This is a genomic window from Dyadobacter sp. CECT 9275, from assembly GCF_907164905.1.
Classification (GTDB): Bacteria; Bacteroidota; Bacteroidia; order Cytophagales; family Spirosomataceae; genus Dyadobacter; species Dyadobacter helix.
In genome coordinates, this window is record NZ_CAJRAF010000001.1 from 1500586 (window position 1) to 1520714 (window position 20129).

Below are 20129 nucleotides of genomic sequence, written 5' to 3' on the forward strand. Positions count from 1 at the left end.
CCGGACCTATGAATAACTACAAATCATATACCTTAGAGGATTTTCTTCATGATGAAAGTTTTCGTAACTGGGTCCAGGGAGTTGGTAATCAGGAGGTTTTCTGGATCACATTTCTGAATAAGTTTCCCGAGAAACAGGAGGTTTTCAGGCAGGCGGAGCACATTATCCGGGCTGCAGACGTACCTGCTGACCGGATCAGTGAAAGGGAAATAAGGAACGAGGTACAGCTTTTCATAGAACGGGCGGGGCAAATTGATCCTACTGTATCTGGTATTCCTGTCGCATCGGGCCGGCCGCGTATCTTCACGCAAAAAATATTCGTACGCTGGGCGATTTCCGTAGCCGCTATGCTGCTGGTAAGTGTAGGCCTGAACTGGTATCTGAACAAAACGAAAACAGAAGCTTCAGGTTTAACCGCCTTACGTACAGGTCCTGCTGATCTGGTGCAGACCAGTAATGATACCGGCAAGCCCCTCAAAATGACGCTGGCTGATGGCTCCGAAGTGGTTTTGAGCCCGAAGAGTTACCTGCGTTATCCTTCCCAGTTTGCCGATAGTTCCCGTATCGTCTACCTGGTGGGAGAGGCCAGCTTTTCGGTAAAAAGGCAGGGGCAATCATTTCTGGTTTACACGGGTGAAGTGATCACAAAGGTATTGGGTACGAGGTTCGTGGTCAGGGCTTTTGATCAGGATAAAAAAATCACGGTTCAGGTGCAGACGGGCAAGGTGTCGGTATATGTGGCTAAACCCAAGCTTGTTCACTCCGAAAAGGAAGTAAAAGGCCTGATCATCACCGCAAACCAGGCGGCGATTTTCGAGAAGGATATCAGCCAGCTTTCCAAAACGCTTGTGAAAAATCCGGAAAAACTAACGAAAAGTTCAGTTGAAAACATTTCCAGATATGATGAGGTTCCGCTTCCGGTGATCCTGCATGACCTGGAAAAAGCTTACGGTATCACGGTTCAGTTTGATGCACGCAATTTCATGGATTGCAGAATTACAGCCACGCTGTCCAACGAAAGCATGTACGAAAAACTTGATATTCTGTGCAGGACCATATCCGCAAGTTACGAAATTGTTGACGGCCAGATTATTGTAAGCGGAAAAGGATGTCAGTAAGTGACTGAAAATGGCCTGCTGGCCTTCTTCAGAAGCAACTCAAAAGTAGTTCCGGTATTTAGTACCCCAGTGAATAAAAATGGCAGCGGATATCCCACTGCCACATAGGTCAATCCACTGAGTCTTCACTCGCCAAAGTCCGGCTCAGTATCAACAATTCCTTTTAACAAGAACCATTAACCCTTGTCAAACTTATGAAAAAACACGTTACCAGACAATTCTGGCTAAAACTTATGAGGTTTTCAATAACACAGAGTTTTGTCATGCTGATGCTTGTGGGCGTATCTTATGCCCATTCAGGTAAAGCGCAGGAATACCTGAACCGCCGTTTGTCCGTACAGGCCGAAAACCGGGAGATCAAGAAGGTACTGGCAGACATTGAAAAGGAAACCGATGTACGGTTTGTATACAGTTCCAACGTGATTTCCGCTTCCAAAAAAGTTACGTTGCTCGCTAACAATTCTACATTGGAGGAGGTTTTAAACCGGCTGTTCAAACCACTGAAAGTGAAATATGAACTGGCTGGGAGAAAAATTATCCTGTCGGCTGCAGCGCCAGGTCCTGACCACGGTGTAATTCCTGTGACCACAAAGACAGATATCCTGGGCGCCATCAGAAATATATCCGGAAAAGTAACGGATGAAAGAGGCGTGGCGCTGCCAGGCGTGAACATCATCGTTAAAGGAACACAACGCGGAACAACCACCAATGCAGATGGGATATTCCAGATAGAATTGCAGAACGGTGATAATGTATTGTTGCTGAGCTTTGTAGGGTTTCAGAGCAAAGAGGTAACAGTAGGAAACGAATCTAATCTGACGGTTTCACTGGCACCCGAAAGCAAGGCGCTGGAAGAGGTGGTGGTAACGGCGCTTGGCATTAAAAAATCTGCGAAAAGCCTTGGATATGCTACCGCAACCGTAGCGAAAGAAGAAATGACGGTGAACAGGACTGCCAATTTCATGAATGCCCTGCAGGGTAAAATGGCAGGGGTGAATATTACCTCACTGGGCTCTGGGCCAGCTGGTACCAGCAAAATTCGGATCCGCGGACAATCCTCTTTCGGAGGCAATAATTCTCCGTTGATCGTTGTGAACGGGGTACCAATTGATAATACCAACTTTGGTGCAAAAGGTGATGCCGGTGACAAAGGGTCTAACCGGACGTCGGACAGCGGGGATGGCCTGAGCAGTATCAATCCCGATAACATTGAGTCGATGACAGTGCTAAAGGGAGCGGCGGCATCAGCATTATACGGCTCCCGCGCCAAGGATGGCGTCATCATGATCACCACCAAAACCAGCGGGAACGGGGTGGGGATCGGGATTGAATATAACAGCAATTTCACCACCGAAACACCCCTTGACTATACCGACTATCAATATGAATATGGCCAGGGTGAAAATGGCCTAAGGCCTACCACCCCCAACCCAACATCAGGACAATGGAGTTTTGGTGAAAAATTCGCACCCGGCATGACCCAGATATTGTTTGACGGCGTAGAGGTGCCCTATACCCCGCAGCGTCACCAGATCACCGATTACTATCAGAAGGGGAACACCTTTACGAACACCCTGACCCTTTCTTCGGGAAGTGAGTTTGGCGGGTTCAGCCTGTCGCTTTCGAACCTGGATAACCGTACCATTCTTCCCGGCTCGGGTTATCACCGAAAAACCGTGAACCTTGGTTTTACGCAGACAATGGCCAAAAAACTCACTGTTTCCGGTAACATCAATTACTCCAACGAAACCAGGAAAAACCCGCCAAACATTGCGGAGCAGGATTACAGCCCGGTTTCCATTTATAACATGGCTAATTCCATGCCGCTGGACCTGCTCGAGAAATATGCTACGGACGCCAATGGGAATGAGTACGTATGGTCACGGTTTACCAACAGAACCAATCCATATTTCGCTCTGAAACGTTTCGAAAATATTGATAAAGACAGAGTTTTCGGTAACCTTTCGGTGCGCTACAATTTTACGAGCTGGTTATATGTCCAGGGCAGGGTGGGGCAGGACTATTATGCACGGGAGCAGGAGTATAACCTGCCCACCGGGAGCCAGCGCCAGCCAGCCGCCCCGGCGGGTTTTGTCAACGGACAGTATGTTCAGGATACTCGGAGTGTGCGTGAGCTGAATGCAGATATCCTTCTTTCGGCCAACCGTACTTTCGGTAATTTTGGTATCAATGTGAATGTGGGGGGAAACCAGATGTACAGGAAACTGAGCCGTCATAATGTATTCGTCCAGGATTTTTATACCAGAGGTTTATATACGATCGGAAACGGCAGGCAAAGGGATGCAACTTATGATTTTTCGAAAAGACAGGTGAACTCGGTGTACGGCTCGGCGGAAGTGTCCTATAAGGACTTTTTATTCCTGAACGGAACCGTCAGAAACGACTGGTTTTCAACACTCTCTCCGGCCAACCGCAGTATCATATATCCCTCGGTTACCGCAAGTTTTGTTTTCTCCCAGGCACTTGCTGCTTCTCTTCCTGCCTGGATCACCTTTGGTAAAGTGAGGGTTGCATACGCCGAAGTGGGAAGTGATACGGACGTGCAGCCTTATGCCAATAACCTTTTCTATGGCATTAACCCACAGCAATTTCCTAATCCTTCAGGCGTGGCTCAGCCGCTTGCTTCCATCAGCGGATCTACTGTCCCCAATGCTAATTTGCGTCCGATGAGGGTTTCAGAAAAGGAAGTGGGTCTGGAACTCAAGCTGTTTAACAATTTACTTGGGCTTGACTTTGCCTATTACGACAAGCTATCCTCTGACCAGATACTGCAGGCGCAGACTTCGGATGCGTCGGGATATCTCACGCAACTCATTAATGTAGGAAAAGGTCGGAACCGTGGGATGGAAATGATGGTCAACCTTTTTCCTGTGAGAAAGACCAACCTGAGCTGGAACCTGAGTTTCAATGCTGCGTACAATGTAACAAAAGTACTGGACCTGGGTGGAGATGTGAGCGATGCGATGATCACGGTGGGCACAGGGGATTTTACAGGTGAACTGCGGCAGGTGGTGGGCAAATCCATGGGGCAGTTGTACGGGTTCGGGTATCTGAGAAACCAACAGGGGCAGCAGGTTTTTGATGCCGGAAACGGCAGACCTTTGCGTACCGCCACACAGATTTCCTTTGGAAGCGCATTGCCTAAATGGGTGGGAGGAATTACCAACAGCTTTAATTACAAAGATCTTTCCCTCTCCTTCCTGATCGATTTCAAACTGGGGCATAAAATGATATCCGGTACCAATCACAACGCTTGGCGACACGGGCTGATGAAAGAGACTCTGCCTGGTAGGGCCGAAGGGTTCGTGATCGGAGATGGGGTAAATCCTAACGGAGAGGTGAACAAAACGAAGTCGGGAGTGCAGGCTTATTATGAAACCGTGCGTTCGCAGAATATTGCAGAACAGTTTGTCTACAATGCGGGATTATGGCAACTACGGCAGGTAACCATCGGTTATGACTTCTCTAAATTTCTGCCCGGGAATATACCTTTTATCAAAGGTGCAAGGCTGAACGCGGTGGCCAATAACGTTGCAGTCCTGAAAAAATGGGTACCTAATATTCACCCCGATCAGTTTGGGTTCCCATCGGATAATCTTATCGGGCTGGAAGCAACAGGGCTGCCTGTCACGCGCAGTATGGGTTTTAATCTCAACCTCAAATTCTGAACATCGGCAACTGTTTCAATCTCCTAAATTCAATTCTGAAATAGATATGAAAAAAAAATATAACCTATTCAGCACCGGGATCATAACCCTTATCCTGCTCGCTGCCTGTGACAAAGGCTTTGATAAAATGAATATCAATCCCATTGCACTCACCGCCGTGGAGCCTGCCTATCAGCTGAATACCACCATTGTTAACAGCGCGCCCACTTACGGAAACCTAAGTTACGAAACCACGATCGTTAAACAGATGATCACCCCTTTCAGCGGTCAGGGTTCCGCAGCGAATTTCAACCAGGATAACCGGGGCGTCACCTCCGGAAACTGGACCACCTTTTACCGCAGTATTATCAAAGAACTTACCGACGTGGTTGCCAAAACCAAGGATGATGCCAGCCGTACCAATTTATACAATATGGCGCGGATTTGGCGCGCTTATGCCTTCATGATCCTGACCGATACCTATGGAAACGTACCCTACACGGAAGCCGGCTTGGGTTTTCTTTCGGGCAATACCGGACCGGCCTATGATACCCAGGAAGCAATTTATACAGATATCCTGAAAGAGCTTGAAACGGCCTCGGCAGCACTGGACGCATCCAAACCGCTGGTGGCAAGTGACGTTTTATACGGAGGTGACGTTGCCAAATGGAAGCGGCTGGGTAATTCTCTGCTGTTAAGAGCCGCCATGCGGCTTTCAAAAGTAAGTCCTGATAAAGCAAAAGAATATGTAGCCAAAGCTGTGACCGGAGGCTTGATGACCTCTAATAAGGATAATGCGATGATCCGCCATACAGCAAGTTTCAGTAATCCGGTAGGCAGTTCACTGAATGGTGGACAGTCGGCTTTTTTCTATCTCGATAAAGAATTTGTTGATTACCTGATGGTCAATAACGACCCCCGGCTTGCTTCCATTGCGGTGCGTTATGTGGGTGCTTTGAGTGGTGCCAATCAGGTGGAATCCCGGGCTAACCGGGCTGTGAGTGTTCAGATAGGGATGCCGCAGGGATACGACAATACGACGATCAGCGCTGATGTGGCAGATAAAAAACTGGCCAGCCTGTGGGATTACAGCCAGCTGGACAAAACCAGAATGGCAGCACTGACCGCCCCGAGTTTTCTGGTTACTTATGCGCAAACACAGCTGCTTTTGGCCGAGGCCGCCTTCCGGGGCTGGACAACCGGCGCTGCCGCCACACTTTATGCGGAGGGTATTAAAGCACACATGCAACAGCTGGCGGATTATGGGGCTAGCAGTGCCGTACAGGACGCTGCTGTTACAGCATACCTGGCTGCGCACCCGTTGCCTGCCGGTAAGGAACTGGAGGAAATCAATACCCAGTACTGGGTAGCTTCTTTTCTGATAGGGCCCGAGGCTTTTGCGAACTTCCGCCGGAGTGGTTACCCGGTTCTGAAACCAAATCCGTACCCTGGCAGCGACCTCAAAACCGAACCATTTATCCGCAGACTTACCTATACCGATGCCGAGTTGAACGTAAATCACGACAATGTCCAGAAGGCGATACAGTCACAGGGCCCTGATCTGCTGGATACGAGGATCTGGTGGGATAAAAAATAGAGAAGGGACGTGCCAGGACGCGCATATTACTTATCAAAACCATCTGAATGAAAAATCTCAAGAAAAGGCTCAAACAGGGTGAAACCCTTCATGGTTGCTGGCTGAATACGGGAAGTTCGCTGACCGCGGAGATTGTCGGACTGGCCGGATTCGACTGGGTATTGATCGATCTGGAACATGGGGCAGGATCCGAAAGGGACGTTTTCAATCAGCTTCAGGCGCTGGAACATACGGCAACAGCGGCGATTGTGCGGGTGGAAAGCTCCGAAAGCCAGCGTATACACCGTGTGCTGGATATGGGAGCTGAGGGAATCATGTGCCCGAAGATTACTGGCCCGGAGGGTGCGTTGAAAGTGGTTCAAGGTCTCCATTATCCGCCTGATGGAAAACGCGGGGTCGCCAAAATGGTAAGGGCAACGGGTTTCGGACAGTATTTTGACCAGTATTACCGGGATGCAAAGGATAACATGCTGGGTGTGGCGCAGATCGAGACGGTTGAGGTACTCGATCATCTGGATGAAGTGGCTGCTGTGGAGGGTATTGACGTCCTTTTCGTAGGTCCGGCAGACCTTTCCATGGAGCTGGGGATTTTTGGGCAGTTTGATCATCCCCGTTTTAAAGAAGCCTTAAAGGCCACCGTTGATGCGGCCGGTAAGGCGGGCAAGGCCACCGGGATACTTTTCTTTAATCCAGACGATTACAAGATTTACCACGACCTGGGTATCCGGTTTCTGGCCTGTGGTTCCGACGCCACCTTTGTAGCGGACGGCGCCAGGAATCTTGCAAAAAAACTTAATTCTTTCAGACCTTAAACTGAGCTTTCATGACCCTTCCGTTATTTTTCAGTGACCCGCTTTTTATATTATTGATCGGAGTGATCATCGTTGTTGGGGGTATCATCGTATTGCAGCTGCATCCGTTTCTGGCACTGTTACTTGGTGCTTTTGCTGTGGCTGTGCTTACACCCGGTTCAGCCATTGAACAGTTTGCACTGGACAAGGGGCAGGCCCCGGCAGCTGCTCATGCACTGGCAGCCAAAAGTATTGGCGAACGGATCGCTTTTGAATTTGGAAGTACCTGCGGAAAAATTGGTATCCTGATCGCGATGGCGGCCATTATCGGAAAATGTATGCTGGAAAGTGGCGCTGCCGAAAGGATTGTGCGTTCTATGCTTCAGGTTACGGGGGTGAAAAATGCGCCAGTTGCTTTTCTGATCAGCAGTTTTTTCCTGGGAATTCCCGTTTTTTTTGACATTGTTATTTTCCTGATGATACCGCTGGCCAAGGCGGTCAGTATGCGGATAGGCAAAAATTATCTGTTGCTGGTGCTGGCTATTACCGGCGGTGCAGCCATGGCCAATTCCTTTGTCCCTCCCGCGCCCGGCCCCTTATTCCTGATTGGGGAAATGAACATACCCATCGGCATGATGATGGCCGGAGGTACCCTGTTGGGGCTCATCACGATTACAGCCGGGTACCTCTTTGCGGTTTATGTCAATAAAAAATGGCCTGTTGTTTTGCGCGATTCGCTGGATGCCCGGCTGGAAGATATCAAAGCCCTGGCAGCCAAGGAGGATTTTCAATTGCCGAAATTGTGGCTTTCGGTACTTCCGGTTTTACTGCCGTTGGTACTTATCTGTGCAGATAATATTCTGAAATCCATGCTTGCATCCAAAACGCTGGTTGTGAAATCGGCCTTTGCCGTCAAGCTGGTAGCAGTGATTCAACTGTTTGGAGATAAGAATATTGCATTGGTCACCGGCGGGCTCATCGCATTGGTTATTCTGGCAATCCAGAAAAAGGGCAGTAAGGATGGGATGACCACTTTTGTGCAGGCAGCTCTCATGAGCGGGGGAGGTATCATCCTCATTACAGCGGCTGGCGGCGCATTTGGCGGGATTCTTCAGCAAACCGGTATCAGTTCCAGAATCGGGGAAATGACAAAGGATTATCAGATGGCGCTCATTCCGATGGCCTTTGTGATCAGTGCGGTGGTACGTACTGCGCAGGGATCTGCCACGGTGGCGCTCATCACCGCTTCGGGTATTCTCTCAGGTTTGGCAACCAGCTCGCATCTGGAGTTTCACCCGATATACCTGGGGCTGGCAATAGGTTGCGGCTCAAAACTGGTTCCGTGGATGAATGACGCCGGTTTCTGGATCATTGTAAAAATAAGCAACCTGACCGAACGCGAAGCGCTCAAAACCTTTTCGCCCATGCTGGTGGTAATGGGTACGGTGGGGTTGATCGTGTTGCTGATAGCCGCCCGATTGTTTCCTATGGTTTAAAATGTAAGTATCAAAATATAGCTGTTAATCGTATGCAAAAAGTTGGATTCATAGGGCTGGGAATCATGGGTAAACCCATGGTAATGAACCTGATAAAGGCGGGGTATCCTGTTCAGATACTTGAAAAAAGCAGTGCCGCAAAAGAGGTGAGCGAGGCAGGTGCCACTGTTTTTCAGAATATTGCAACGCTGGCTGCGGCCAGCGATATCATTATCACGATGCTGCCGGATTCTCCCCAGGTGGAAGAAGTTGTGTTCGGTTCCGACGGGGTACTGCAGGGTATCCGGGAAGGATCGTTATTCATAGATATGTCCACCATAGCGCCCGCAACAGCCAGGAATTTGCATGCAGCCCTGCAGCAAAAGGGAGTGGAAGCGCTGGATGCTCCGGTTTCGGGAGGGCAGGTGGGGGCGGAGTCGGCCTCTTTGTCCATTATGGCGGGGGGCAGCAGTGCCGCATTCGAAAGAGCTTTGCCCCTTTTTCAGGTAATGGGTAAAAACATTGTCCATATCGGCGAGCAGGGGGCCGGACAAACAACCAAGGCTTGTAATCAGATGATCGTGGGTATGACCATCCAGGCGGTGGCTGAGGCATTTACACTGGCGGGAAAAGCGGGTGTAAATCTCGAAAAGATGAGGGAGGTACTGTTGGGAGGTTTTGCCCAAAGCCGTATACTCGATCTTCACGGGAAACGAATGATCGATGGAAATTTCAAACCTGGTTTTAAAATCCGGCTGCATAAAAAGGACATGGATATTGCGCTGGAAACCGGAAAGGAACTTTCAGTACCGTTGACCGGAACTTCCCAGGTGGCGGTGCAAATGCAACATGCTGTGGACATGGGAAATGGCGAGCTGGACCATAGTGCGCTGTATCTGGTTTTGAAAGAAAGTTAACCCATCAATTCACAAGTTTAGGATCAATCATATTTTGTTCACCCTAGCCGACAGGCAGCCATTGCTTAAAGCTAACAGTCAAACCTGGTTATGAAAAGAGATAATTTTATTAAGGTTTTAACGGCAGGATCCGTAGGAGTTACCGCATTAGGTACCGGACAGGTAAAAGCCGGGACAGCTGCCGAGCCCAAAAAAGTGCTGATGAAAGTCGGATGCCAGTCGGGCGGTACCAGTATCGAAAACCTGGAATTCAAAGCCCGTCATGGAGTTTTTAACCTGGACGGGGGAGCTCCTAAAACCCTTCCCGGCAAAGGCTGGGATCTGGATGACTCCTTGCGCAAGCGAGAGGCCTGTGAAAAATATGGGATCAGCCTGGATGCTTACCACTGGCCGCTGGCGTCGTCGGGGATTGATAAAGCCGAATACCCGAATGTTATGCTGGGAAAAAGCCCCGAACGTGACCGGGAAATAGAACAACTTCAGCAGATGATCATGGTTGCCGGGAAAACCGGGGTACACCTTTTAAATTATAATACAACCATACTCCCCGTTTTACGTACCGGAAAAACTACCGACCCAAAGCGTGGTAATGCGCACTACAGTACCTGGAACTACGCGGAAGCCCTTAAACAAAACCATCCGAAAACCATTGCCGGGGATGTGTCGATCGATATGATGTTTGAACGCATCACTTACCTGCTGGACCGTTGCCTGCCGGTGGCCAAAGAATACAAAGTTAAACTGGCCAATCACATAGCCGATCCCCCGACGCCGGTGGGTTACAGAGGTATCACGAGGTGGAACAGTCCGGATGTTTTTGCAGGTATCAAACGGTTTGCACAGTTGTACGACAGCGAGTATCATGGCTTTAATTTTTGCATAGGGTCCATTGCTGAAGGATTGAAGGATCCAAAAAATGAGATCATACCGATCATCAAATGGGTAGGGGAGCGTAAGCAGATATTTAATATTCATTTACGCAATATCAAAGGCGGATGGAATAACTTTCAGGAGGTATACCCCGACAACGGGGACATGAACTTTCTGCATGTTGTGAGAGCGCTCCGGGATGTCGGTTTCAGTGGGATGGTGATGCCCGACCATGTTCCGCATCACAACGATCCGGCGGCTACGTCGCAGGCATTTTCCTTCTCATATGGTTATATCATCGGCCTTTTACAGGCCGTTTCAGATGAGGTTAAGAGTTAGGGTAAATTAATTCTTACATTTTATCCTGATTACGGTTAATATTTCAAACAGAACAAAATAATGAATTGTATGCCAGGCCCGCTCATAAAGGATATGTTCATCACCCCGATTGCCATTACAGACCCGCCACTGCTCAATGCGGCGGGTCTGCATGCACCTTATGCACTGCGCACCATTGTAGAGCTGATCACCGACGATGGTATTTCAGGTATCAGCGAAATACCGGGCAACAGTAGTATAGACGAGGCACTGGAGTTGTCACGGGACCTGCTGATGGGCAAAGACGTATTTCAGCTCAATGAAATCAGGCAGGTCCTCACACAGTACTTCGGAACAGAAAAGGCGTCGCAAAGAGGAGATGCCCCCTGGGACCAGCGGAAGCTGGTGCATATCTTCAGCGCGGTGGAAGTGGCTTGTCTGGATATTATCGGTAAAGTTACCAGTCGCCCGGTTGTGGATCTGCTCGGAGGGAAAATGCGTGACAGAGTACCTTTTGCCGCTTATTTGTTTTACAAATATGAGGGTGCAGGAGGAGAATTGGCATTCGGGACCGATCCGGCCGCTACCGGCTGGGCAGCGGCAAGGCAGGCTGCTGCCCTGGATCCGGTGGGTATTGTGGCCCAGGCTAAAGCCATGTGTCAGGAGTATGGTTTTCAGTCTGTTAAGCTTAAGGGAGGTGTTTTTGAGCCACGCACGGAGGTTGATACAATGTTTGCCCTCCACGATGCTTTCGGGCCCGGAATACCGTTACGTGTGGATCCCAATGCCGTTTGGGAGGTTGAAACAGCCATAAAATACGGCCGGGAAATGCAGCATATTCTGGAATATTTGGAAGATCCCGTCCGTGGACAGGAGAATATGGCCAAAGTCAGGAAGGAATTAAATATTCCTTTTGCCACCAATATGTGCACTACTTCTTTTGAAGATATCCCCCGTAGCATTCAGCTGGGTTCCGAAGATATCATTCTGAGCGACCACCATTTCTGGGGAGGATTGCGTTCCTCTATCACATTGTCAGGTATTTGTGAAACATTTGGCCGGGGTCTGTCCATGCATTCTAACAGTCATCTGGGGATTTCGCTGGCGGCAATGGTACATCTGGGCGCCGCTTTGCCTGCTGTCCCTTATGCCCTGGATACACATTATCCCTGGCAGTCGGACGAGGTAATTGTGGGAGGACGCATTAAATTTGAAGAGGGGGCGGTTAGCGTTCCGACCGGCCCTGGGCTGGGGGTAGAACTGGACAGAGAAGCCCTGGAAGTACTTCACAGGCAGTATCTGAAATGTGGTCTCAAAAAGCGGGACGATGAAATAGAAATGCAAAAGAAAGTACCGGGGTGGAAATTCAAGGCGGTACGGTGGTAGGTACCCAATGGGGAAATATTCGTTGCTGGATAACGGTTTTACAATCTAAATAAAAACAATAACTTTATAGTCTTGTAACACAGGGTATTCCACAGGTCAAAATGAAAAGATTATTATTAACGCTATCTGTCTTTGCCATTGGCTACCTGACAGTACCTGCTGCCCATGCCCAAAATATTACGGGAACCTGGAAAATGTCATCCGCTGTTTTGGAAGAAAGTAACGGGAAGAAATCGGATACGCATCAGGACCAGTTAAAAAATATGCCTTGTGCTTCCACCATCACCTATACATTCAAACCGGACGGAACGCTGGTTACCAATGCCCCCGACTGCAAAAATCTGAAGGCAATTATAGAATCCCAGAACGGGAAAACAACCTGGAAACAGAACGGAAATAAAGTCACCATCACCACAACCGATACCCGGTTTCCGGCTCAGGTATATTCGGTGAGCGTGACCGGCAACACGATGACCTGGTACTTCGGCTATGCCGATAATCCCAAAACAGCCAACCCAACAAAGGCAAAATCATTGGTAACGGTTTACAAAAAGATTTAGTCAGTATCTTTAACTTACTTCGTGATTCTGATTGTAAATGAAAATAGGAGATGGAGCCATATAGCTGCTACCTGGCTTTCGCCCTTAAAATTAGGCTGGAAATGTGTAGTTCTGGATTTTATTACCCATTTTTACACTGGTTTCGTGACGATTGTTCCGGTTTAAAATGTTTCTCAAAACCTGCAGAGGATTATTGTTTTTGATGTTGGTACCTACCTTGTTTGGGCTAAGGTATCCTTTAAACGCACAAGTCCCCAAAAAACCGGTAAGAATACTGACCCCCCGAGACGGCCTTCCTCAATCATTTGTGTCAGGACTGATACAGGATAAAAATGGTTTTGTCTGGGTAGGAACACGCAACGGTCTGGCACGGTATGACGGCATCAACTTCAAAGTTCTCCGCCATGATAATAAGGATACTTCTTCGCTCAGTTCCAATGTGATTATTTCACTGTCAGAAGATAAAAAAGGGCTTATCGGCATAGAACATGAATCGTTACAGATTGATGTGATGGATCCGGCAACGGAGGCGATCGAACAGATTACCTCACGCACTCTTTTTACTTCCCACCCTGTAAAGTTTGTCAGAAGAGGCTGGCTGAGGGATTTTCAGGGAAATCTTTGGGTCATCGAAAAGGCAAATGGGATTTATAAGTATGACTGGCGCAAAGGAAATATTACACACTTTACAAAAAGAACACATGGTTTCCTGAGTGATACCATCAGGGGATTGTTTGAGGATAAGAAACGGCAGATATGGGTGGTAAGCCAAAAGAGTATCAGCCGTTTGAGTGCTGTAACCGGTCGTTTTGTTCATACCGCAATCCCTTTCGGACTCGATTTTAATAACTACGTAAACGCGGAAGCCGAGGTGGTGCGGATATACGAACGGAGGAATGGAGAAATCATGTTCGGTGATCGCAAACGGCTGGTTTTCTTTAATCCCCTCGCAGGGAATTTCCGAACCGTGACCTTGCCGGTATATCCCCAAAAGGGCATCAAATGTATACAAGCCGGGCCCGACGGTTATGATTATGTAGAGGCAGATGGCAATGTATACCGGTATGAAAATGAAAAGGGCCTTGTCAAGGTTGGCGACATAGGCAAGCAGTACCTAAGGGCGGCAGAATCTTTTCTCATTGACCGTTCCGGGTTGATCTGGCTGGGAACCGACGCCTCTGGCATTCACCAGATAGACCTTACCACGCCCTTTTTTGAATCCAGCCCGGGCAGGCATTCATTTCATTATGATTTACTTAAGCAGGAGATGAATATTTCCCTGGACCAGTTTTCGGGCTGGTCCTTGTCGGATAATCAGTTTGGTACTTCCAGTTATTTTTTCAGATCTGTCTACGATGATCAGCGGCGAGTCTGGATTGCGCTACGTGACAAAGTCGGGTACTACGATCCTGTCCAAAAAACGTTTACGGTACTCCCGCCTGTTCCCGGTGTGTCCAGTGCGGACAATCCCGCTTTGGGTGTAAGAGGAATAGACTTTACACCAGACGGAACGTTGTGGGTCATCGGATACAATGGCTTTGTAGGAAAGTTTGATTCAGTCAATCAAAAATGGGTCACATTCCTTGCATCTTCCGTGATCCAGGATGGGAACGAAGATATCACGCTGGTCGATCTTGCGGCAGATAAAGATAAACTGTGGATAACCACCCGAATGGGAGATGCCCTCCTCTGTGTGGATATAAAAACTAAGCAAATCGGCCGCTTCAACAGGAAAACACACCCTGATATGCTCCCAACGGATATGGTTCAGGGAATGCAACAGGATGTGGCATATCCCGAACTGCTGTGGATAGGAACCTATGAGGGGTTGGTTCGACTGAATAAAAAAACGCTGAAAAGTGAGATTTTTACGATGCAGGATGGCCTGCCGGATAATACGATTTACTCGGTTGAAGCCGACAAAGCGGGGTATTTATGGTTGAGTACCAATAAAGGATTATGCCGCTTCCATCCGGTCAGCCATCAGGTGCAGACCTTTCATACCGGGGATGGCCTGCCCGGAGATGAGTTTAACCGATTCCATCATTTTCAGCTTCCGGACGGGCGCCTGGCATTTGGCGGAACGGAAGGGTGGACGTTATTCGATCCCACGGCCATGAAAGCGGATTATTACCATCCGCAGGTTGCATTTACATCCCTTAAAATTAACAACCTGGTTGTTGATACTACCACCTCCGAAGGGCATTTGCCGGGAGCTTTGAACCATATCAAGAAACTGTCGCTGTCCTATGCACAAAATACCCTCTCTTTTGAGTTTGCAGGCCTGGAATTTAACCGGCCAGGCAGACTACGGTACAGGTACCAGCTTGCAGGTTATGACGAATCCTGGCTGGTAACCGGCAATAATCCGGTGGCAACCTATACCAAGCTGCCACCAGGAAATTACCTGCTGCGAATTAACTCATCCAACACAACCGGGCAGTGGAGTCCGCTGATCAGGGAACTGGCAGTTGTAATCCACCCGCCCTTCTGGCAGACCTGGTGGGCATACCTGTTTTATGCTTTCCTGGTGGGTGGGCTGATATGGGGATACATCAGATACCTCGTAAACCGCGAAAGATTAAAACAGGAGGTAATACTCAGAGAAACTGAAGCCAACCAGCTGAAAATCCTGGATACACTCAAAACAAAGTTCTTCTCCGACATCACACATGAGTTCAGAACTCCGCTGACCTTGATCCTGACACCGGCGCAGCGCCTGAAACAAACGCTTGCAACCCCTGATCAGCTCCGGTGGCTGACAGCCATAGAACGGAACGCGTACCAGCTGCTCAGGCTGATCAATCAGCTGCTGGACCTTTCAAAACTGGAATCGGGATCATTGAAAATCACGGAATCTGTGGGGGACGTCGGCAGGTTTGTATCGGACCAGGTACTTTCATTCAGTGACGAGGCAGACCGGAAAGGAGTAAAAATAGTTTGGATAAATAGTCTGGAAGCAGGAGCGTACTGGTTTGATGTGGAGAAGCTTGAGAGAATTATTTTAAATCTTATTTCCAACGCCCTTAAATTTACTCCAAGGAACGGAACCATCGAGATTGCGCTATCAGCACCCAACCAACTGGACCAAACCGATTCTGCTTCGGAGAATACCGGCATTTTGCTAAGTATAACCAATACCGGCATGGGTATTCCAGAGGATAAACTGCCTCATATATTTGACAGGTTTTATCAAGTGGATACCCAAAGTACTGAAATGAAAAACGACCGGCAACCCTATGGCACGGGTATTGGGCTTTCGCTGGTAAAGGAGCTTGTTGATTTACAGCATGGTAAAATCGAAGTGACCAGTCTCCCGGAAGATAAAGCGCTTTGGCGGACATGTTTCCGGGTATCGCTGCCTTACAGGCTGGTTGCCGCCGGGGAGGCCATCGTAACAGAACCCATCGGTTTCCATGATCCTTCTGACGTAGCAGAGGCAACGGCACCATTGCCGGGACAATATACTGACCTCCCATCTGAACTTTCATCTGTTTTGCTCGTGGAGGATAATACAGAACTGGCTGAATTTATTGCGGATACACTTCCTTCTTTCATCCGTGTCAGCTTTGCTGCTAACGGTGCCGAAGGAATGGAAAAAGCTCTCGAAGCGTTGCCTGATCTCATCATCAGCGACGTGCTTATGCCGGTAATGGATGGCTTTACCTTCTGCCGGAAGTTGAAAGAAGACCAAAGAACCAGTCATATTCCGGTCATTTTGTTAACGGCAAAGGCAGCTTTTGATGATCGTCTGCAGGGCCTCACGACCGGCGCCGACGATTACCTTACCAAGCCTTTTCATATTCAGGAGTTACAGCTGAAAATCAATAATCTCCTGGAACGCCAGCAACGTATGCGGGAAAGAATGCGTGTTGAAATCAGTTCTGCGGACTCCATCCAGCCCGCCGAAAAACCTTTGCCTACGACCGATCCGTTTATCAGCAGAATATATGAGATCATGGACGAAAAGCTTGACGATACTGCTTTTGGAGTGGAAGAACTTTCGTTGCGTATCGGGATGAGCCGCGCCAGCCTCCACCGGAAAGTGAAGGTACTCACTGACATGGCACCCGGTGATATCATGCGGAATTACCGCCTGAAAAGAGCAGCACAGTTTCTTAAAGAAGGTTACAATAGTTCAGAAACGGCCTATAAAGTTGGTTTCGACAGTCCGGCTTACTTTTCAAAATGCTTCCGTGAGTTTTACCAAATGACACCCCATGAGTACGCACAGGCTTAGTACTGCTCTTCGATAGCTTGCCCTGGTTGCAACAGAATTTATAGCATTTGAAACGTAATTTATAACCGGAGAAAACTCATTTTCCGACTTTTGTGCTTTAAAAATCAACGCATTGAAGAACGTAAAAGATGAATTCCTTATACCCCGGGCGTTTTGCTTCCCTTGATATGATCAGAGGTATTGCCGTGCTGGGTATTCTGGTGATAAACATCCAGACCTATACCCTGTTTGCGTTCCTCCAGCCTGAGCAGGTATATGATTTAAGGCTCGATATTCCCGAAGCCTACCTTCCCGTTGAGTTCTTGATCCGCCTGCTTTTTAAGGGGCAATTTTATACGCTGTACAGCTTTCTGTTTGGACTGGGTTTTTACCTGATGTTTAAAAAAAATGAGCAGGCCGGTTTGGATGCTGCCGCTCTTTTTCGTCGCAGGCTTTGGATACTGTTGTGTTTGGGGCTTATACATGCCTTAGTCTTCTGGTTTGGCGATGTCCTGCATAAATATGCCCTGCTTGGTTTTACGCTGTTGTATTTCAACAGGAAGTCGATCCCATCTCTGATCAGGTGGATTGGTATACTGGCTGCTTTTTTCATCGTATTGCAGGTTGTCAAAATATTGTTTTTCCCGGTATCGGCCGAATCCGCGGCGGCAAACAAAGTAGCTACGGAGGAAGTGATCATGCAGGTGATACATACCTGGCGAAAAGGTTCGCTAACTGAGGTGATGACCATGCAAAAATTAGGTGTGGTGATGCTGTACGCCATGTCCGCCCAAAACGGTTTTATGAATATCATTCATTATGAAATGATGTTCCTGCTTGGCCTCATAGCCGGTAAAATGCGTTATTTCTATCGGATTGAAACACTTAGGGCCAAGGCCCTGATGATTGCGTGGAGCATCCTTCCTGTTGCTTTGCTGTTGAAATTTATTTCCTGTTTACCGTTGCTTGCAGGTGAGCCGTTCAGTGAAAATCTGCGGGCCGGAGAAAGTCTGATTATCTCAGTTTCTGAATTTCTGGGCATTGCTTCTCTTACCTTTGTGTACCTTACCTTTCTATCGGTCACCTTGCGTGAAAGACCCTCAGGAATTCTTTTATGGATTGCCCATGCAGGAAGGCTTGGGCTTACCAATTACATCATGCAGACGTTTATTTGCATGATGGTCTTCTATGGATATGCAGGAGGAATGGCGGGAAGGCTTACCCTGGCCGGATCATTCGTGCCGGTGGCACTCATTTATGCTTTTCAGTTATGGTTCAGTAGTGTATGGCTCAGGTACCACACGCTTGGCCCGATGGAAAACTTATGGAGGGTACTGACTTATCGGAAAGATAAAACCGGGAAGGGATGGGAGAAATGGAAAACAGAAATGCAATCCCAACATTTAAATCAATGATGACAGATCACCAGCAGATCATCGAGGCGGAGGAGCGTTTATTGACGGCCGTTCAGTCAGATGATCAGATGAAGTTAAAAGAATTATTTCATGATGAACTGGTGGTCCTTGGACGGGACCGGCCCGGAGCCATGTATGCCACCGGGCTAGGAACGACAGGTTCAGACAATATGAAAATACGGAAGGTAAAAATCCTCGACAGGCAGATCAACCTTACCGGAAATACGGCAATGGTTTTGGTGGTGGAGAAAGTCATGGGGAAATACAAAGGACATCCGTTTGAAGGAAGGTATCTGTACATGCGGGTCTGGAAGAGAACCGGCACTGACTGGAAGGTAGCGGCGGCATCGGGTTCCATGCCCGTCATAGAATTCTAGCATCAGGTTTGTTGAGCCTGAGCGAAATGACAGGGCGGTGAGACATTACTGCGACTGGTTTCTTACACACCAATTATATGGTTTTATAGGTATTATGGGAGTGAAAACAATTCCGATTCTGGCGTTTGCGTGTCTGTTGTGGAACTGTCAGTCGAGGCAATCACCGCCGGCGGTATATACCCTGGACAAAGGTAAGTCGGTGATAACCTGGAAGGGGTATCTGAAAAATGGTGATTCCAACACCGGAACGGTTGCGGTCAGGGGTGATAAGATTACCCTGGAAGACGGGGAGATACAAATTTGTTCTTTCCGTGTGCCCTTGTCCACCCTGGTGAACCTGAACCTCCCCACGGCTGATCTCAAGTACCAGCTGATACAGCATCTCCAGAGCGCCGATTTTTTCAACATGCTGGTATATCCCGAAGTCAGGTTCGATCTCACAGAAATCGAGAAATATACAGACCGAACCTGGGAGCATACCCCTCAGGCAAATTATAGGATTGCCGGCGGGCTTACCATGCTTGGGAAAACGCATCCGGTTACCTTCCCGGCTAGGATCACGATCACGGATGAACAAATTACGGTTGACGGTAAGTTGACTATCGACCGAACCAAATGGGGAATGACATACGCCAGCGACAAAGCGGCCCCGGATGGTATGTACGTCAAGCCGGGGATTGACCTTCATGTGAGGGTGAGGGGAGAAAGAATCCTTTGATTGTGCCTACTCCGGTTCACAGGCAAAAGATAAACTTGGGGATAATTTAAAAATCTGAAAATTATCCCCGGGGAAATAATTTTAACTGATATCAATTGGACCGAAATACTCTGTCCCAGAAATCGGAAGTAACCCCATATCCCGTCTCACTATCCGAATAATGGTGGGTCATATGGTGCTTTTTGAGTTTCTTCCAGAAGCCGTTTTTGAAATTGGCATGATGTAGCGCATAGTGCGTCATGTCATAAAAAAGGTACCCCGTGATGAACCCAGAAAAGAATGCAGACAGGGGAAATACTGACAAAAATACACCGAAAAGAAAATAAAAACCGGTAGCGAGTGGTATGCTGACCGACGGTGGCATGACCAGGCGTTTTGCGTCATTGGGATAATCGTGGTGTACACCGTGGAAAATAAAATGGATGCGCTCCATGAGCTTCCCCCTGGGATTGAAATGGAATACAAAACGATGCATGATATACTCAGTGAGCGACCAGATGAAAAGGCCTGCCAGGAAATAGCCCATAAAGGTTATCAGCGCCATTTCTCCGGGAAAGAGGGCCCTCCAGCTAAAATAACCGATGACCGGCACAAAGATGAAAAGAGGGACGCTGAAATGCACTTTAGAAAGAGACTCAAGAAAATTACTTCTGAACATCCTTGATGATTCCCTTGAGTTGGAAACATAATTCTTAGCCAT

General features: G+C 48.3%; 14 protein-coding genes. 13 read left to right on the plus strand and 1 reads right to left on the minus strand.

Annotated features, from left to right (window positions below):
• The first annotated feature begins 8 nt into the window (after positions 1–8).
• The 13 genes from KOE27_RS06180 to KOE27_RS06240 all read left to right on the plus strand — a co-directional run bounded on the left by KOE27_RS06180 (position 9) and on the right by KOE27_RS06240 (position 19429).
• Positions 9–1118, plus strand: a complete 1110-nt coding sequence (locus KOE27_RS06180) for a FecR family protein (protein ID WP_215237946.1) — start codon at positions 9–11, stop codon at positions 1116–1118.
• 194 nt (positions 1119–1312) lie between these two features.
• Positions 1313–4807: a SusC/RagA family TonB-linked outer membrane protein gene (locus tag KOE27_RS06185; protein WP_215237947.1), complete on the plus strand. Its 3495-nt coding sequence runs from the start codon at positions 1313–1315 to the stop codon at positions 4805–4807.
• A gap of 46 nt (positions 4808–4853) precedes the next feature.
• Positions 4854–6383 carry a SusD/RagB family nutrient-binding outer membrane lipoprotein gene (locus KOE27_RS06190; protein ID WP_215237948.1) on the plus strand — a complete coding sequence of 510 codons (1530 nt, stop codon included), beginning with the start codon at positions 4854–4856 and terminating at the stop codon, positions 6381–6383.
• A gap of 47 nt (positions 6384–6430) precedes the next feature.
• Positions 6431–7195 (plus strand): HpcH/HpaI aldolase family protein, encoded by a 765-nt coding sequence (locus KOE27_RS06195; protein WP_215237949.1) that lies wholly within the window; start codon positions 6431–6433, stop codon positions 7193–7195.
• A gap of 11 nt (positions 7196–7206) precedes the next feature.
• Positions 7207–8670, plus strand: a complete 1464-nt coding sequence (locus tag KOE27_RS06200) for a GntP family permease (RefSeq protein WP_215237950.1) — start codon at positions 7207–7209, stop codon at positions 8668–8670.
• A gap of 32 nt (positions 8671–8702) precedes the next feature.
• Entirely contained in the window at positions 8703–9566 is an 864-nt protein-coding gene (locus KOE27_RS06205) for a 2-hydroxy-3-oxopropionate reductase (RefSeq protein ID WP_215237951.1), read from the plus strand.
• 90 nt (positions 9567–9656) lie between these two features.
• Positions 9657–10775: a mannonate dehydratase gene (locus KOE27_RS06210; protein WP_215237952.1), complete on the plus strand. Its 1119-nt coding sequence runs from the start codon at positions 9657–9659 to the stop codon at positions 10773–10775.
• Between the two features lie 60 nt (positions 10776–10835).
• Complete coding sequence (locus KOE27_RS06215) at positions 10836–12140, plus strand: enolase C-terminal domain-like protein (protein ID WP_215237953.1); 1305 nt, start codon at positions 10836–10838, stop codon at positions 12138–12140.
• Positions 12141–12241: 101 nt separating this feature from the next.
• Positions 12242–12700, plus strand: a complete 459-nt coding sequence (locus KOE27_RS06220) for a lipocalin-like domain-containing protein (protein WP_215237954.1) — start codon at positions 12242–12244, stop codon at positions 12698–12700.
• A gap of 166 nt (positions 12701–12866) precedes the next feature.
• A complete protein-coding gene (locus KOE27_RS06225; RefSeq protein WP_215237955.1) occupies positions 12867–16940 on the plus strand; it encodes a hybrid sensor histidine kinase/response regulator transcription factor in 4074 nt (1357 codons plus the stop codon).
• A 128-nt stretch (positions 16941–17068) separates the two neighbouring features.
• Positions 17069–18334: a DUF418 domain-containing protein gene (locus tag KOE27_RS06230; protein ID WP_215237956.1), complete on the plus strand. Its 1266-nt coding sequence runs from the start codon at positions 17069–17071 to the stop codon at positions 18332–18334.
• Positions 18331–18711, plus strand: a complete 381-nt coding sequence (locus KOE27_RS06235) for a nuclear transport factor 2 family protein (RefSeq protein WP_215237957.1) — start codon at positions 18331–18333, stop codon at positions 18709–18711. The genes KOE27_RS06230 and KOE27_RS06235 overlap by 4 nt, the downstream gene beginning before the upstream one ends.
• A gap of 100 nt (positions 18712–18811) precedes the next feature.
• Positions 18812–19429: a YceI family protein gene (locus tag KOE27_RS06240; RefSeq protein ID WP_215237958.1), complete on the plus strand. Its 618-nt coding sequence runs from the start codon at positions 18812–18814 to the stop codon at positions 19427–19429.
• Between the two features lie 91 nt (positions 19430–19520).
• On the opposite strand, the gene KOE27_RS06245 is transcribed toward KOE27_RS06240, so the two are convergent.
• The gene (locus KOE27_RS06245) at positions 19521–20129 is read right to left on the minus strand and encodes a sterol desaturase family protein (RefSeq protein WP_215237959.1); all 609 of its coding nucleotides are present in this window, start codon (positions 20127–20129) and stop codon (positions 19521–19523) included.